This window comes from Streptomyces sp. NBC_00576, assembly GCF_036345175.1.
Taxonomy (GTDB): Bacteria; Actinomycetota; Actinomycetes; order Streptomycetales; family Streptomycetaceae; genus Streptomyces.
Genome location: NZ_CP107780.1, coordinates 6,668,539 through 6,684,540, shown reverse-complemented (window position 1 = coordinate 6,684,540; position 16,002 = coordinate 6,668,539). Strand labels below are relative to the sequence as shown.

Annotated in this window: 16 protein-coding genes and 1 pseudogene; 5 read left to right on the top strand and 12 right to left on the bottom strand. The window is 67.5% G+C overall.

The window, feature by feature from the left end; genetic code table 11:
* Positions 1 to 194 precede the first annotated feature (194 nt).
* The 4 genes from OG734_RS29010 to OG734_RS28995 all read right to left on the bottom strand — a co-directional run bounded on the left by OG734_RS29010 (position 195) and on the right by OG734_RS28995 (position 3,706).
* Positions 195 to 902 carry an SMI1/KNR4 family protein gene (locus OG734_RS29010; protein WP_330290418.1) on the bottom strand — a complete coding sequence of 236 codons (708 nt, stop codon included), beginning with the start codon at positions 900 to 902 and terminating at the stop codon, positions 195 to 197.
* 273 nt (positions 903 to 1,175) lie between these two features.
* Positions 1,176 to 1,331, bottom strand: coding sequence for a hypothetical protein (locus OG734_RS29005; protein ID WP_330290417.1), 156 nt, complete (start codon positions 1,329 to 1,331; stop codon positions 1,176 to 1,178).
* An 827-nt stretch (positions 1,332 to 2,158) separates the two neighbouring features.
* A complete protein-coding gene (locus OG734_RS29000; protein WP_330290416.1) occupies positions 2,159 to 2,695 on the bottom strand; it encodes a hypothetical protein in 537 nt (178 codons plus the stop codon).
* Between the two features lie 564 nt (positions 2,696 to 3,259).
* Entirely contained in the window at positions 3,260 to 3,706 is a 447-nt protein-coding gene (locus OG734_RS28995; protein WP_330290415.1) for an ATP-binding protein, read from the bottom strand.
* 124 nt (positions 3,707 to 3,830) lie between these two features.
* On the opposite strand from OG734_RS28995, the gene OG734_RS28990 reads away from it, so the two are divergent.
* The 3 genes from OG734_RS28990 (at position 3,831) to OG734_RS28980 (ending at position 5,515) form a co-directional block, all read left to right on the top strand.
* Positions 3,831 to 4,703 carry a helix-turn-helix domain-containing protein gene (locus OG734_RS28990; RefSeq protein ID WP_443064933.1) on the top strand — a complete coding sequence of 291 codons (873 nt, stop codon included), beginning with the start codon at positions 3,831 to 3,833 and terminating at the stop codon, positions 4,701 to 4,703.
* Positions 4,700 to 4,942, top strand: coding sequence for a DUF397 domain-containing protein (locus OG734_RS28985; protein WP_330290414.1), 243 nt, complete (start codon positions 4,700 to 4,702; stop codon positions 4,940 to 4,942). Before OG734_RS28990 ends, OG734_RS28985 begins: the two co-directional genes overlap by 4 nt.
* 63 nt (positions 4,943 to 5,005) lie before the next feature.
* A complete protein-coding gene (locus OG734_RS28980) occupies positions 5,006 to 5,515 on the top strand; it encodes a hypothetical protein (protein ID WP_330290413.1) in 510 nt (169 codons plus the stop codon).
* Between the two features lie 13 nt (positions 5,516 to 5,528).
* Here OG734_RS28980 and OG734_RS28975 read toward each other — a convergent pair whose 3' ends face one another.
* From OG734_RS28975 to OG734_RS48090, 3 genes and pseudogenes are all read right to left on the bottom strand, one after another.
* Positions 5,529 to 6,503, bottom strand: coding sequence for a threonine ammonia-lyase (locus OG734_RS28975; protein ID WP_330290412.1), 975 nt, complete (start codon positions 6,501 to 6,503; stop codon positions 5,529 to 5,531).
* Positions 6,504 to 6,639: 136 nt separating this feature from the next.
* Positions 6,640 to 7,797: a N(5)-(carboxyethyl)ornithine synthase gene (locus tag OG734_RS28970; RefSeq protein ID WP_330290411.1), complete on the bottom strand. Its 1,158-nt coding sequence runs from the start codon at positions 7,795 to 7,797 to the stop codon at positions 6,640 to 6,642.
* A 175-nt stretch (positions 7,798 to 7,972) separates the two neighbouring features.
* A pseudogene (locus OG734_RS48090) lies at positions 7,973 to 8,570 on the bottom strand (DUF6817 domain-containing protein).
* 182 nt (positions 8,571 to 8,752) lie between these two features.
* Between OG734_RS48090 and OG734_RS28955 the strand changes: the two are divergent.
* Positions 8,753 to 9,643 carry a LysR family transcriptional regulator gene (locus tag OG734_RS28955; protein WP_330290409.1) on the top strand — a complete coding sequence of 297 codons (891 nt, stop codon included), beginning with the start codon at positions 8,753 to 8,755 and terminating at the stop codon, positions 9,641 to 9,643.
* 120 nt (positions 9,644 to 9,763) lie between these two features.
* Here OG734_RS28955 and OG734_RS28950 read toward each other — a convergent pair whose 3' ends face one another.
* A complete protein-coding gene (locus OG734_RS28950; RefSeq protein ID WP_330293825.1) occupies positions 9,764 to 11,662 on the bottom strand; it encodes an AMP-dependent synthetase/ligase in 1,899 nt (632 codons plus the stop codon).
* A gap of 397 nt (positions 11,663 to 12,059) precedes the next feature.
* Here OG734_RS28950 and OG734_RS28945 point away from each other — a divergent pair, with 397 nt between their 5' ends.
* Positions 12,060 to 12,977 (top strand): MaoC family dehydratase, encoded by a 918-nt coding sequence (locus OG734_RS28945; RefSeq protein ID WP_330290408.1) that lies wholly within the window; start codon positions 12,060 to 12,062, stop codon positions 12,975 to 12,977.
* 149 nt (positions 12,978 to 13,126) lie between these two features.
* On the opposite strand, the gene OG734_RS28940 is transcribed toward OG734_RS28945, so the two are convergent.
* From OG734_RS28940 to mqnE, 4 genes are all read right to left on the bottom strand, one after another.
* On the bottom strand, positions 13,127 to 13,798 hold the full coding sequence (locus OG734_RS28940; protein ID WP_330290407.1) for a TetR/AcrR family transcriptional regulator: 672 nt from the start codon (positions 13,796 to 13,798) through the stop codon (positions 13,127 to 13,129).
* 39 nt (positions 13,799 to 13,837) lie between these two features.
* Positions 13,838 to 14,170: a DUF4229 domain-containing protein gene (locus OG734_RS28935; RefSeq protein ID WP_330290406.1), complete on the bottom strand. Its 333-nt coding sequence runs from the start codon at positions 14,168 to 14,170 to the stop codon at positions 13,838 to 13,840.
* A gap of 123 nt (positions 14,171 to 14,293) precedes the next feature.
* Positions 14,294 to 14,818 carry a GNAT family N-acetyltransferase gene (locus OG734_RS28930; protein ID WP_330290405.1) on the bottom strand — a complete coding sequence of 175 codons (525 nt, stop codon included), beginning with the start codon at positions 14,816 to 14,818 and terminating at the stop codon, positions 14,294 to 14,296.
* Positions 14,815 to 15,978, bottom strand: coding sequence for an aminofutalosine synthase MqnE (gene mqnE, locus OG734_RS28925; RefSeq protein WP_330293824.1), 1,164 nt, complete (start codon positions 15,976 to 15,978; stop codon positions 14,815 to 14,817). The genes OG734_RS28930 and mqnE overlap by 4 nt, the downstream gene beginning before the upstream one ends.
* Positions 15,979 to 16,002: the final 24 nt, after the last annotated feature.

The window sequence follows — 16,002 nt, the reverse complement described above, 5'->3', positions numbered from 1 at the left end:
GTCATCGCCGAGCGGCGGGCCCTGACATCACGTATTCAAGTTCAATAGCACTCCAGCAGTTCTTGCGGGGCAAGTCCGACAGGAGTCCGAGCACCAACCGCCGGACCCGGCGACGGGGTTCGACCCGCGCGACACAGCCTGTGATCCGCGCCATCAGCCCCCACCAGCACGATCGCGGCCAGAGCACTGACGGCTTACGAGTCGAACCAGCGCAGACAGATGGGCACGTCCGTCCCTGCGTGCCAGCGGTCGCTTGCCGCACGACGCAGTTCCGGGGTTGTCAGCGGCTCCTCGCGGGTGAGCCAGTCCAGATACCACTCGCCGAAGGTGGCGGGCTGTCCGTCGTCGTTCAAGAGCGGGTTGAGGCGATCGCAGGTCGCGCGTCCGTCGAACCACATGGCGCCACGCATGGGCCCGCTGACCACGAGGAGGGTATAGAAGCCGCAGCCGTCATCGCAGAGAGAGACGGCCCCGGAAGTCCGCGCGTACTCGGCGGCATCGGCCGTCTCCCGCCACGCGTCGTGATCGGCTTGGTAGGCCGCAGCAGAGGCGTAGTCACCCTCCTGGGGTTCCATCAGCCAAATATCTTCGCTCGCTGCGAGAGCGGTCTCGTGGTCCGGGAACGGAACATGCAGGTTCGCACGGTCCTCAGACCGATCGCCGTCCCAGCGCCAGCCACTCTGATCGACCCGGAGCGTGCGAACCCGCCCGCCGGCACTGACACGCAGCAGGTACTGGCGATAGTCGTCGGGAAACACCACACCGAACTGCTCCTCGGCCTGACACACCTGGGTCTCACTCAGGACCGGCGGCAGAACGACACCGGCACCGGCCCTCGAGCCCTGCCGTGCATAGAGAGCGACCGTCCGCTCCCGGACATCGCTCCAGTTCACAGTCTGCATGCCGGGCAAGATAGCCCGTAGGTCAAGGACCATTCAGGCGGCCCTCGGCGGATGCGCCGAGGTGCGGCCGGGGTATCCCCCGCAGTTGACCTTCCATCTCCCGGCGCCAAGAAGATGACCGGGAAGGACCAAGAACACGATCTACCGCTGGAGTACGCCACGGCTGCCGGGCAGCACCCAGCAGGACGCATCATCCTTCTTCGTGCACAGCGGCGGCCCACTGAGGAATTCAGTGGGCCGCCGTTGTACTGGGCCTTGAAGGTGCGGTGTGAGTCAGCAGCGTCGTCGTACGAGGCCGCGAGCATAGGACGCCAGGGAGATCACGTAGAGGATCGATACAGTGATCGCCCATGCGGTGTGGAGTTTCCCGCCGAGGATCAGGGAGCCTTCCAGGAGTGCGACAAACAGCAGGATAATACCGTCACGCACTTCGCTTCTGCTCATTTCTTTCTTCCCATCAGGACATTTATATGTCAAGAGTGGCGAGTAGGAGATTCGGATTGCGGGACAGCCTTTAGAGGGTATCTTCGCGCGGCAGGCTCCCGACGCGGGCGACGAAGTGCCCTCCATCCGCACGACAATGCCACCAGGCTGATGAATCTGCTTCGACCGGATGAGTCCCCAGTTTGTGCGCCGGGCACTCCGGCCAGACAAGCCGAAATCGATCAGCTATCTCACCCTGCACTTCATCCGCAATAGCAACGAGAGCATCCACTGGATCATCCCCAGCAGCTGCGGGAACTCCAGTTCCAGTACTGAGAAGCGACTCCCGCAAGGCGACCCTTGCCCTTGCTCCGTATTCTTCTTCTTCGAACCTCAGGTGCATTCCGTCAAAGAGTCGCCCCCCGGGGAGGTCTGCTTGGACTCCTTGAAGTGCTAGCCGAAGATTGTCGATCCGATGGGGTGCAAGGGTAAATCCGGGATCGAAGCCAATATCCTGGAGAAGTTCCTTCGCCAATCTCACCGAATGAGGTTCCGAAATGTCGGCGAGCCTCGTTTCGATCAACTGACGGACCGCTGGAGTTGTACGACCCCAGTCAAATATGAAGCATGCGAGTTCTTCAGCAAGACTTGCTACCGGTCGCCCCTCTCGAAGGGCGCCATATACTTTGCCGCCGAGGTCGCCCATCGTGCGCTGAAATTTCTCTGCGTCCACGCAGTATCGCCCCCTATAGCGACTTGAGTTGCCGTCAGAGAGGTTAGGGTCTGCCACTTCCCACTTGGCATGGATGGTCGGCCCTCAACGCCCCGGAGCCTCACCGTTCACCCAGCTTCTTGGTCAAAGCACCGACCGTTCGCCTTCCGGCACCGGCGGGAAAGAAGAAAGGATGCCGTGGTCCCGCCTCCACTACGGCCAGCCGCTCGCCGGTCACAGTGACGTGGACTCTTGCGAACCACCGAGCGGGACCTTTCAAAACTATGCCCCAACTCTGGTCGCCCAGAACTATGACGTTGCCGACGCCTGGTACCGACTGCAGTGTCTCCTGGATACCGCGGGAAGCGGATCCGGTCATCGCGAGAGGGATATCGAAGCGCTCGATGCCAAGCATTGAGCGCGCGGAGATACCTGACCCGCTTTTCGCTTCCTTGAGCTGCGAGAGGGTGACTACCACGGCGAGCACCACGCCCGCTGCCGCAGCTCGCTCGAGCGCATGCAGCAATGCCACACGCGCCCCAAAATAGAACATTCCTTCAGCGAAGAGCAGTATCAGGAGCACCAGGTAGCAAAGAACGGCCTGGGCGAGCAGCATCCGCGCAGCGAGCGCGAGCGGATGCGCGTCACGTATACTCACTTCTTTTGGCAATTCTTTCCCCCTACTTCCTCAGGATAAAGCGGCATGTACCCGATAAATACATGACCGAGAAAACGCCATACCGCTGTTCTCCGCGATGAGGGCCGCGCCGATTGGTCGGTGACGCATGGCTGGCCCCCGTAAGGCAGGTACGGAGAAAAGGTGAGCGAATCTTCGCAGTCACCTGCAGAGCCCTTCATGTGGAACCTGATGTTCCGGTAAAAGTGAGATCAAGAAGCACGCATACCGGGAGGTCCGAGACCCTTGAGCGACATCACTCGATGGGCATTTAGTCCCCTTTGGGATAATTTCAGGAGCACGTAAAAAAGTTCACAGCGCGGGCATTCTTTAATGATTCCTGACAGAAATTCATGCCATTCACGCCTAAATAGCCATCTGGAGTCACTCTCGCCGGTGGTGTCACTCTGAGGCATGGCGGGGCGGCCTTGAGGCCATGGCTGGACTCAACTACCGCTTTGGAAACTGGAGATGACCGCTCCGCTGCCTACTTCGTGAGCCCGCAGGGGCGATGGCGTCGAGCGTCCACCAACTTCGACGAGAACGTCAGCGCACCGATCCACCTTTGAGAGGGAGCTCCACCCACACCGTCTTGCCGACGTCCCGCTCCGCCACGCCCCAGGTACGGGCAAGGACCGACACGATGACCAGGCCCCGGCCGGCTTCGTCGATCTCCCACCGGGGCACGATCCGCAGTTGCCGGTCGCCCCGCGTATCGCTCACCTCGATACGCAGGGTGTCCTCCGGGAGCAGCAGGAGGCGGAGTTCGAAGTCCCGTCCCGGTACGCGGCCGTGCGTGACGGCGTTCGCGGCGAGTTCGGCAACGACGTGTTGCGCGACGTCGTTCACGTCGCTGTCGTGCGGGTATCCCCACTCGGCGAGTTGCTGGGCGGTGAGGCGTCTGGCCAGGCGGGCGCCGCGTGGGGTGCAGCTGAGGCGCTGGGCCAGTTCGTCGGTGGGGGTGGAGAGGGGGGTGGAGATTTGTGAGTTCACGTGACTGAGCGTGGTCGCTTCGTCCTACCCTGACCAGGGGCGACGGGTGGACTCCAGGTATCCGTACGGGTGCGGTGGGTTAGGGGTACGGGCTGTCGGCCGTGACCACTATGAGGTGAGGGCGGTGGCGTACGTGACTGAGGATGCGGATCAGAGGCCGGAGACCCCTGCGGAGGAGGACGGCACCTGGGGACTGTTCACCGCGCTGGGCAAGATGCTCAAGGTCTTGCGAGAGCGGGAGGGGCTGACACAGAAGCAGTTCGGGGAGATGGTGGGGTACGGGCCGGATGCCATCTCCGCCATGGAGCGAGGGGTGCGGATTACGAGGCCCGAGCTCCTGAAGAAGGCGGATGAACTCCTCAACGCCGGTGGGTTGTTGACGCAGGCAATCCCTGAGGTCGAGGCCGCGATGAAGAAGGCACGAACTCGTCATCCCGAGTGGTACCGAGGGTACGCAGACATGGAGGCGGAGGCCATTGAGCTCCACCACTACTGCAACCACGCGGTGCACGGGCTGCTTCAGACTGAGGATCACGCCCAAGCGGTGTTCAGCAAACGGCGCCCTTTCCTCAGCGAACAGCTCATCGAGAAGCGCATGGCCGACAGGCTCGACCGCCAGAAGGTCTTCGATCGTTGGCCGGCGCCGATCGTGAGTTACGTACTCGAAGAGGTCGTACTGGACCGGCCGATCGGTGGACGCCCCGTCCACCAGGAGCAGTTGCGGCGCATCGTGCACCTCAACAATATGCGGAACGTTGAGATCCAGGTAATGCCGACCCGGTGCGAGGAACACCCCTGCCTGGGCGGCGCTTTCAACCTGCTCGTGCCCAAGAGCCAAGGGCAGGTGGCCTACACGGAGGCCCAGGGCTACCCGCGTCTGATCACCGATCCCGAAGAGGTCAGGAAGATCGCCGACCGCTATGGGATCATGCGAGCGATGGCGCTTTCGCCTCGCGAGTCCCGTTCGTTGATCGAAAAGAAGCTGGAGGAGCTATGAGCGGCGAGGTACTCAACTGGTTCAAATCCAGCTACAGCGACGGTGAGGGCGGCGACTGCCTCGAAGCCGCCTACACCTGGCGCAGGTCCAGCCGCAGCAGCGGCGGGGGCGGCGAATGCGTAGAGGTCGCCGCCTGCCCCCACGCCATCCACCTCCGCGACTCCAAGAATCCCACCGGCCCCCACCTCACCCTCTCCCCCACCACCTGGTCCGCCTTCCTCCGCCAGGCCGCTGTGTAACAGCTGTGCTGCGTACGCGGCCGAGGCGGACTTACCGGGACCCGCCGCGGTGATGATCAGGACATGACCACGATCACCCGCGCCGCCACAGCGGCAGCGATCTGCGCGGCGGTACTGCTGACCGGCACCGCCTGCACCAGCGGCGACGACGGCCCGAAGACCTCGGCCAAGAAGTCGACCCCGGCGACACCCAAGGCCCCCGCCGCCTCCGCCAAGCCCGTCGCCGACGCTGACGCTGACGCCGTTCAGGAGGTCGACGGCGAGTCCGTCACCAAGGCTCCGGAGATCGAGCGAAAGACCATCGCCTCGTTCGCCAACGGGCAGTTCGGTCGTGTCATCCCCTTCAAGGGCGGCCTCCGTAAGGGAAACCTCGGGATCGCCCTGAACTGCGAGGGCAAGGGCACCGTGAAGGTCGAGGTCCCCGACCTCGGCATGACCTTCATCGAGGACTGTGTGGACGGCAAGGTCGCCAGCATCTACAACGAGTCCGAGGTCAGCGCCGCCCACCCGGACGCGTACGTCCACGTCACCGGCACCTCCGAGGTCCGCTGGTCGATCTCCGCCGGGCAGTGACGCACCCCAAGCGTCATACGGGAGACGCGCCGACCCACCCGCGATAGGCGTCCGCGTCGACATTGCTGCCGCACACGATGGTGACCACGTGTCGGCCGGCGAAGCGGTCGCGGTCTTCGAGGATCGCCGCGACGCCGAGCGCGGCCGAGGGTTCGACGACGAGGCCGGCGTCGTCGAGGAGCATCCGCATACCGGCGATGATCGACGCCTCCTGGACCAGGACGGCGTCGTCGGCGACCAGGAGGAGGTCGTCCAGGACGGCCGGGATGGGACGTCGGCCGGCGACGCCGTCAGCGATGGTGTCGGTCGAGTCGGTGGTGACGACGCGCCGTTCGCGCCACGAGAGTGTCAACGCCGGTGCGCCCAGCGGCTGGACGCAGATCACCTCGACTTCGGGTGCCAGGGCCTTCACCACATGACCCACGCCGGTGGCCATTGCCCCGCCGCCGAGCGCGATCAGGACGGTGTCGAACTCCGGCGCGGTGTCCACCAGTTCCAGGCCGATGGTCGCCGCGCCCTCGCAGGTCTCGATGTCCAGGCTGTCCTCGACCAGCCGGATACCGTCGTACCGCGCGATGGCCGCCGCCCGCTCGCGAGCCATCTCGTGGTCGCCGTCCACCAGTTCCAGCCGGGCGCCCAACGCGCGGATGCGATCAAGCTTGGCCCGAGTCGCGAAGCGGGATGCCACAACGGTCACGTCGAGCCCCCGGCCGCGCCCCGACCAGGCGAGGGCCTGGCCGAGGTTGCCCGCGCTGGCGCACACCACGGCTCGCGAACCATGCTGCTCGGCGAGCAGACTCGCGACCACCTCGGTGCCACGACCCTTGAAGCTGCGGACCGGGTTCGCCGTCTCGAGCTTGATGCTCACCGCGCACCCGAGGCCGGGCTCCAGCGCCTCGCAGCGATACAGCGGGGTGTCGAGAAAGACCGGGTCGATCGCCCGGCGGGCCGCCCGGATCCGATCAATGTCGAGGCGTGTCTCCTGCACGACACAGCAGCGTAGCGCCACCGGCGCCGGTTCCATCAGCAACCGTCAGGAGCTGACCGTGCCCCGGCGGGAAGTTCCGCCGGGGCAGCCACGTGCCACTGAACGTCGGCCTGGCGGACTGCCGGGCCGCCCGGGCTCACGAAGCGACCGGGACCTCCGGCGCGTGCGGGTAGGTGGCCGACCGGTGCTGGAAGGAGAGGATTTTCGGGTTCTGGACGACACCGTCGCGGATCTCGATGGCCTTGCTGACCGTGACGTCGGCGTCCCATGCCGCCGGGCCGCTCATGACCTTGCGCAGGTAGGGCAGGAGCGCCTCGCTGATCTCCCAGGTGGCGGAGTTCCACAGGTGGGACGGGCTGTGGTCGACCCCGTAGTAGTGGCAGCCCGGCCCCACCTTGTACATGGGCTCGCCGAACGTGGTCGGGCGGGCAAAGGAGAAGCCCATGCCCTCGTCGCAGGCCACGTCGATGAAGCAGGTCCCCGGCCGGAAGAGGGCGAGTTCCTCGTCGTTGACGAACATGAGCGGCGCGTCGGTGTCCTGCAGGATGCAGTTGACGATGACGTCGAACCCGGCCAGGTACTCGGCCAGCGGCATGGAACCGGCAGCGGTGACTGCCCGCAGGCGCGAGGGATCGTCGTCCTGCTCCTCGAAGTGGGCCATCACCACCGAGGGCATCGGCGAGGCCACGGCCGCGGCGGCGCGCTGGGTGAGCACCGTGACGTCGGTGACCCCCATGGCGCCCAGGCCCGTGACCGCTCCGCGCGCCGTGGCACCGAAGCTGATGACCACCGCGCGCAGGCGGCGGCCGTAGTGGCCGGTCAGCCCGCCTAGCTGGAGGGCGTGCAGCACCGAGCAGTAGCCGGCCAGCTCGTTGTTCTTGTGGAACACATGGACGCTGAAGGCGCCCGCGGAGGTCCAGTGGTTCATGGCTTCCCAGGCGATCAGGGTCAGCCGTCGGTCGATGCCGATCTGGGTCATTTTCTCGTCCTGCACGCAGTGCGGCCAGCCCCACAGCACCTGGCCCTCGCGCAGCTCGGCGATGTCGTCGTGCATCGGCTTGGGCAGCAGCATGACGTCGCACTCGGCGATGAGCTGCTCGCGGGTGCGCAGCCCGGCCACGAGGGGGCGCAGCGCGTCGTCGGCGACGCCGAAGCGCTCGCCGTAGCCCTGTTCGAGGAAGATCTTCTCGCGCAGGTCCGGTGCGATTCGGTCGAGGTGGCGGGGGTGCAGGGGCAGGCGGAACTCGTTCTCCTTGTGCGAGGAGGCGAGTACTCCGAGACTCATCAGGCTCATGTGGGGCGGCTCATTTCCGACCGGACGCGAGGCGATCCGGCATTGCCGTTCCCCGAGGGCGACGCCGAAACGGCTGACGGCGTGCGAAGTGCGCTCGGTACTGCCACGGTACTCCGGTCCAGGCCTGCGGAGCGCGCGCCGCTCTTTTGAGCCGGCAGGACCGGGACCAGCGACTTCAGCGGCCCAGCGTCGCCGCCACGTCCTCCCATGCCCGTCCGCTCAGGAGGGGCTGGAAGCCGGTGAACCGGGCGAGCAGGTCCGGGCCCCGCTGTTCGCGGAAGAGGGGGTTCTCGCGGGCCAGGTCGAGTTCGTTGGCGGCGGTCAGTTCGGCGATGTCCTGGCGCCGGGCACGGTCCACCGTCCGCGTTCCACCGATGAAACGGTCGTGGAACGGCGAGTCCGGGGCTGCCAGGTGCGGGTAGGTCGCCTTGCGGTCCATGGCGGCGTAGACGTGGACGATCTCCTCCGCCTCCGGGCCGATCACCCTCGCCAGCTCGACGCGGCGATCGAGGGACAGCAGGGCGGTGGGGAAGCCGTCGGTGCCGTAGGCGGCGTGGCAGAGGCCCGCGAGGCGGAGCGCGGGCCGGGCCTCCCAGGCGGCGAGCAGACGGTAGACCCGGCAGAGGTGGGCGAGCAGGGTGCCGCCGGGATGCGCTATCTGTTCGGCGGCCCAGCTGCCTCAGAAATCCCACGGCTTGGGCGGCGGCGGACGGAACGACAGCAGAGGGAGGTGAAGGGGAAGAGGGAAGGGACGAGGGAGGGGAAGCGGACATGGGGTGGCGTCCTCTCGGTGCGCGAAAGGTCGGCACCCGTCCGCTCCCCACCCTTTGGTCCGGACCCCGGCGGGGGCGCGGGACGGGTTGCCGCCTGGGCCCTGCACCGATCGTGACGTACTCGCCCGTACCCAGTCAATCCTAAGGTTCTGTCACCAACTCCAAGTGTTAGCTTGGGTGTTGTGACTCTGGATGACCTGCGCGTCTTTGTGGCTGTGTGCCGGGCGGGGAGCCTGAGCGCGGTCGCCCGTGACCTCGCGTGTACGCAGTCGGCAGTGAGCCAGCATGTGAAGCGGCTGGAGCGGGAGACGGGCGTCGCCCTGTTGGAACGGCACGCGCGAGGTGTCGTACCGACCGAGGCCGGGCGGGTGTTGCAGGCCGCCGCCTCGCAGGGGATCGCCGGGCTGGATCTCGCGCTGCGGCAGCTCAAGGATCTCGTCGACGGTGAGAGCGGGTCGGTGCGGGTCGCCACCGGCGCCACCACTGTGCGGCACTTCATGGCGGAGGCGGTCGTCACCTTCCGGCGTCAACACCCCAGGGTGAGCCTGGAGTTCCGTACGGAGAACTCCAGCCGGGGGTGTTTCGCCGCGCTGGCCGACAGTGAGCTGGATCTGGCGTGGATCACCATCGGGGCGCCGGTGCGGGGGATCGAGCAGCGGGTGGTGATGGAGTTGCCGTGGGTGCTCGCTGTGGGTGCGGGTGAGGGTCTCGCGCGGCGGGCGTATGCCGAGGTCGAGGATCTGCGCGACCTGCGGTTGATCCAACTGCCGCCGAACTCCACGTCTGCCGCGCATCTGGACGCGGCGTTCGCGGAGGTGGGGGTGCGGCCGGTGTTCGATACGAGTGTCGCCGACTGGGATACGGCTTTGTTGCTGGCCGAGTTGGGGCTGGGGTGCGCGGTTGTTCCGGCTGTGCCTGATTTGGTGGTGCCGGGGAGCGAGGGGCCGGTTCGGCTGATCCCGCTGCCTGCGTTGCGGCCGTTGGCGGTGGGGTGGGCTGTGCGGCGGTGGGATGCGCTGAGTCCGATCGCGCGGGTGTTCGCGGATACCGTCGCTGAGAGCTGCCGAAGGTAGGTGGGTCGTACGTCGGCTGCGGGTCGTGGGGGCTGGCCGGTGGGGGCTGGCCGCTCCCCCTCGGCGGAGCCGCACAACGACACAGCCCCGCGCCCCACGATCACAACGCCCCGCCCCTGCCTACTTCTCGTACAACCCCTCCACCTCATCCGCGAAGTCCCGCATGATCTCGAACCGTCGCAGCTTCATCGACGGCGTCAGATGTCCCTCCTCCTCCGTGAAGTCGACGGGGAGGATGGTGAAGCGGCGGATCGACTCCGGGCGGGAGACGAGTTTGTTGGCCTCCTCCACCGCCCGATGGATGACTGCCCTCAAGTCGGGGTCGTCCATGAGGAGTTCGGCCGGTACCGGGTGCTTGCCCTGCATCTGGCGCCAGTGGGTGAGGCCGGGGGCGTCGAGGGTGATCAGCGCCGAGATGTAGGGGCGGCCGTCGCCCAGGACCATCGCCTGGGAGATCAGGGGGTGGGCCCGCAGCCAGTTCTCCATGGGTGCCGGGGCCACGCTCTTGCCGCCGGCCGTGATCAGGATCTCCTTCTTGCGGCCGGTGATCGTCAGATAGCCCTCTTCGTCGAGGGAGCCGATGTCGCCCGTCGCCAGCCAGCCCTCCGGCGCCGCCGGGACGACACCGCCGGCGCCCGGGTCCCAGTAGCCGCGCAGGATCTGCTCGCCCGCCAGCAGTACCTCGCCGTCGGCGGCGATCCGGACACGGGTGCCGGGGAGAGGCCAACCCACCGTCCCCACGCGGGGTTTGAGCGGGGGCGTGACCGTGGCCGCGCCCGTGGACTCGGTCAGGCCGTAGCCCTCGTAGATCTCGATGCCGGCGCCGGCGAAGAACCCGGCCAGGGGGCGGCCGAGGGGTGAGCCGCCGCAGATCATGTAACGGACCCTGCCGCCCATGGCGTTGCGGATACGGCGGTACACGAGCGGGTCGTAGAAGCTGCGCGCGGTGCGCAGCGCACGGCTGGGGCCGTTGCCGATGCCGTGCCGTTGCTCCTCCACCGCCTCGCTGTAGCGGCGGGCCACGCCCACCGCGCGGTCGAAGGACGAGAGCCGCTTGCCCGTCTCGGCCCTCGCGCGGGCCGTGTTGAAGACCTTCTCCAGCATGTACGGGATGGCGAGCAGACAGGTGGGCTTGAATGCGGCCAGGTCCCCCAGCAGGTCTTCCGACTTGAGGCTCGGGGCATGGCCCAGCCGTATCCCCGCCCGGATGCAGGCGATGGCCACCATCCGGCCGAAGACGTGCGACATCGGCAGGAACAGCAGTACCGACGCGTCCTCCTTCGTCCGTTCCCGGAAGACGGGGTAGAGGAGTTCGATGGCGTTGTCGACCTCGGCGAAGAAGTTGCCGTGCGAGAGCGCGCAGCCCTTCGGGCGGCCCGTCGTGCCCGAGGTGTAGATGAGCGTGGCGAGGGTGTCGGGTCCCAGCACCCCGCGCCGTACGGCGACTTCCTGGTCCGGCACGTCCTTGCCGAGCTCCGCGAGCCGGTCCAGGTGCCCCTTCTCGAAGACCCACATGTGCTTGAGGTCGGGGATGCGGTCGCGTTCCGGGCCGAGGGCGGCGGCCTGGGCGACGGTCTCTGCGGCGAGGGCAACGGCGCCGGAGTCCTGGAGGATCCAGCGGGTCTGGAAGGCGGAGGACGTCGGGTAGATGGGTACGGTCACCAGGCCCGCCGCCCACGCGGCGAAGTCCATGAGCGTCCACTCGTACGTCGTGCGCGCCATGATGGCCAGCCGGTCGCCCGGCATCAGTCCCTCGGCTATCAGCCCCTTGGCCACCGCGAGGACCTGCTCGGCGAACTCGGCCGCCGTGACATGTTCCCAGGTCCCGTCCGGCGTACGGCGGCTGAGGACCGTCGCCTCGGGCGCCTCGTTCGCGTTGTCGAAGGGGAGCTCCGCGAGCGAGCCGTACGTCACTGGCGCGACGAACGCCGGTACGGACACCTCCCGCACAGCCCCGTCCAGTCGCCGTATCTCGGGCTCGACCAGAAGCGGCTCGCCGTCGTACCCGACGGCGGTCACTATCCGCTGCGAGGCCGGGGAAGACGGAGAGGACGGGAACGACGAGGACACGAGCGGCTCCTGTGGCGTGCAGCGGCCTTCCGGTGGACGTGCACCTCCGGTGGGTTCACCACAGATGTACGGATTCGGCGGCGCCGCTGTTCAGACACCGGATCGTACGGCTCGCACGTGTGGACGTCGTGCGGGTTCGGGGGTGGTGGAGCGGCGGGGATGTGGAAGCTCAGGCGTCACACAGATTACCGATGGGTCATCTTGCCCTGTCCTGAGCGTTTTTCACGTTAGCACCGGCCGCATACGCCTTCCCAGTCATTCTTCACACTTTCATCAAGGGTGATCTGGGACTTACCTCCGGTAACCTGACTCTGGAGTAAGTAAGGTATCGAGGTGGGAGTTGACCATGGCCGACCGCTCGCTTCGCCCCCTCGACCGGTCCCCGGCCCTGGCACCCCTGCTCGCCCGGGGCGCCCTGCTGTCCCCCTTCAAGAAGGCCGCCCTCAACAGGCCCCACCCGGACACCGACCTCCCGAGCACCCGCCTCGTCCTGCCCGGCGTACGCATCGACCTCGCCCGACTCGCCGCCTACGAACGGGTCTGCGGCTTCCCCGTCGGCGACGACTCCCTCCCCATCACCTACCCACATGTCCTCGGCTTCCCCCTGGCCATGCTCCTGATGAGCGACCGCAGCTTCCCGCTCCCGCTCCTCGGCCTGGTCCACACCTCCGTCGAGATCATCCGCTGGCGCCCGCTCACCGCCACCGGCACCTACGAACTCTCCGTGTACGTCGAGGAGTTGACCCCCCACCGACGCGGCACCGAAGCCTCGGTGCAGACGGAAGTGCGGGAGGGCGAGGAACTGGTGTGGGAGTCGCGGAGCACGTATCTCGCACGGCACCGGCGCGACCTTCCCTCCAGCACGCCCACGGGTGCGACGAGCGCCGCCGACGCCGCCGACGAACGCGAGGCGCTGCCCCTCGTCGCCGAGTGGCGGCTCGGCGAGGACGTCGGACGGCGGTACGCCACCGCCTCCGGCGACCGCAACCCCATCCACCTGCACCCGCTCACCGCCCGCCTCTTCGGCTTCCGGCGCGCGATAGCCCACGGCATGTGGACCGCCGCCCGCTGCCTCGCCGCCCACGGCACGCCCCAATCGGCCCTGGTCCGCGCCGAGTTCAAGGCACCGGTGCTGCTGCCGGGCACGGTGGAGTACGGGGCGGACGGCTTCGGGAGCTTCGAACTGCGGGGCGGACCAGGGCCGGCTGGGGGGCGCGTACATCTGCGGGGTGAGGTGCGAAGCGCTCCGCTGGGGGTGGCGTGAGGGGCTGATGGCTGTCGGTTCGGTGCGGCGCCGTTGTGGCTGGTCGCGCCCACGCGGCGGGGCCGCATATCGATGCAGCCCCGCGCCCCTATCGGGGGCCTGCGGCCCCTTAGGGACACTGCGAACCGTAGGGGACTCGCCGGGCTCGCTCAGCCTTCGATGCCGGCCGCGTCGGACGCGTCCGGCGGAGGTGACCAGGGGCTGCCCGTCATCATGCTGTCCAGGCCCGCCCAGGCGAAGTTCATCAGGGTTGTCGCCGCCTGTTTCGCGGTGACGCCCGGGGTCGTGTTGGCCCAGGCGGCGAGGGACTCGGCGGCGCCGACCAGGGCCACGGCGAGGCCGGCGACCTCCCGTTCGGGCAGCGAGGGGTCGCTGTGGGCCTCGCGGGCCGCGATCACGATCAACTGCGTGACGAACGCGACGAGTTCCTCACGCATCGCGGTGGCCTCGGCCGCGAACGGCTCGCCGTGCGTACGGGCCTGGATGTGCAGTACCGACCAGCCGTCCGGGTGCTGGGCGGTGTGGGTGAAGAAGGCGCGCAGACCGTCCCAGAGCTGGCGATCGGCGGGCAGGGCCGGTTCGACGCCGGCGCGGACGGCTTCGGTGAGCGTCCTGGCCTCGCGCCGGATGCAGGCGGTGAAGAGGTCTTCCTTCGAGTTCAGATACAGGTACACCAACGGCTTGGAGACACCGGCGAGTTCGGCGATCTCGTCCATCGACGCGGCCATGTAGCCGCGCTGGCCGAAGGTCCGTACGGCGGCGTCCAGCATCTGCTGCTCACGGACGGCACGCGGCATCCGCTTGTTCTTCACAGCACCCATGGGGGCAAGGGTAGTTGTGCGGCCCGGTGTGCCGTCAGGTCAGGAGGCCTGGCCCTGAGTCTGGGTCTGGGTCTGGGTCTGCGCCTGAGCGCGTGCCGCCTCGTCCACCGCCTCGTCCTCCTGGCTGCGGTTCGCCTCCAGGTTGGCCTTGACGCGGTCCACCTTCTCGACGATCTGCACCGACGCCCGGTCCCGCTCCTTGCGGAGCGCCACGAAGCTGATCGGAGCGGAGATCACGAGGGAGAGCAGGATGATCCACATGCCGTTGGAGCTGCCCAGGCCGCGCGGTGCGATACCGGAGTGGACGAGGCCCCAGACGACCAGCAGGCAGGCCACCAAGATGCCGAAGCGCATCAGCGTGTAGCGGAGCATCTCAATCCACTCTTCTTCCGGTCCGACGGTCCGAACGTTGCCAAAAACGGGCGTCATCCAGTGAAACATGCCCAGGTCACGATCTTGCAGCGGGGTACGGGGAGCGGCATCGGCATCGGGCACTCAGTGCAGCGGCAGCAGCATCATGATGTCGTCGCGGTCGTCCCCGGGGCCGACCCGTATCGCGCCGGGTACGCGGCCGACCTCCTTGTAGCCGCAGGAGCCGTAGAAGTCCTCCAGGCCCAGTCCGCCCCGGCAGCCGAGTCGTATCGCCTCGATGCCGTCGAGTCCGCGGGCGGCGTCGGCGACGGCCGCCATCAGGTCCCGCCCGTATCCCTTGCCCTGGTGCCCGGGATGCACCATCACCGTGTAGACCCACAGCCAGTGTGTCCGCAGGCGGTGGGTGTTGAAGGTGAGGAACGCGGTCGCGGCGACCCGCCCCTCGGCGTCGTGCCCGACGAGCAGCCGGGAGTCGCCCGCCGCGAGTGTCACGAGCTGTTTCGCCAGCTCGGGCCGTATCTCGTCCCGCGTGACGGGCGCCACGAAGCCGACCGCGCCGCCGGCGTTGGTGACGTCGGTCCAGAGGTCGAGGATGCCGTCGCGGAGGGCGGGGTCGACGACGGGATCAAGGGCGAAGGCAAGCGTCACAGCCGCATCGGCTGCGGCGAGTCCCTGCGCGCCGGGTCCGGGCCGTCGTACTCCCGGATGATCTCGTACCGCGTGTTGCGCTCCACCGGCCGGAACCCGGCGTCCCGGATCAGGTCGAGCAGGTCCTCGCGGGTGAGCTTGTTGGGGGTGCCGTAGTTGTCGGCGTCGTGGGTGATCTTGTACTCGACGACCGAGCCGTCCATGTCGTCGGCGCCGTGCTGGAGGGCGAGCTGGGCGGTCTGGACGCCGTGCATGACCCAGAAGACCTTGACGTGCGGGACGTTGTCGAACAGCAGCCTCGACACCGCGAAGGTCTTGAGGGCCTCCGCACCGGTGGCCATCTGGGTACGGGCCTGGAGCCTGTTCCGTACCTTGCCGTCCTTCATGTCGACGAAGTCGTGCTGGTAGCGGAGCGGGATGAAGACCTGGAAGCCGTTCGTCTCGTCCTGCAGCTCACGCAGCCGCAGAACGTGGTCCACCCGGTGCCGCGGCTCCTCGATGTGGCCGTACAGCATCGTGCACGGGGTCTTGAGACCCTTCTCGTGCGCGAGGCGGTGGATGCGCGACCAGTCCTCCCAGTGCGTCCGGTGGTCCACGATGTGCTCGCGGACCTCCCAGTCGAAGATCTCGGCGCCGCCGCCGGTCAGCGACTCGAGACCCGCGTCGATCAGCTCGTCGAGGATCTCGGACGCGGAGAGCCCGCTGATCGTCTCGAAGTGGTGGATCTCCGTCGCCGTGAACGCCTTGAGCGAGACGTCCGGAAGGGCGGCCTTCAACTCCCGGAGCGAGCGCGGGTAGTACCGCCACGGGAGGCTGGGGTGCAGGCCGTTGACGATGTGCAGCTCGGTGAGGTTCTCGCCCTCCATCGACTTGGCGAGCTTGACCGCCTCCTCGATGCGCATCGTGTACGCGTCCTTCTCGCCCGGCTTGCGCTGGAACGAGCAGTAGGCGCAGGAGGCGGTGCACACGTTGGTCATGTTGAGGTGCCGGTTGACGTTGAAGTGGACGACGTCACCGTTCTTACGGGTCCGCACCTCGTGCGCCAGCCCGCCGAGCCAGGCCAGGTCGTCCGACTCGTACAGCGCGATGCCGTCCTCACGGGTCAGCCGCTCACCGGCCCTGACCTTCTCCTCCAGCTCGCGCTTGAGCCCGACGTCCATGCTCATCCCTCGCTCATCCCTCTC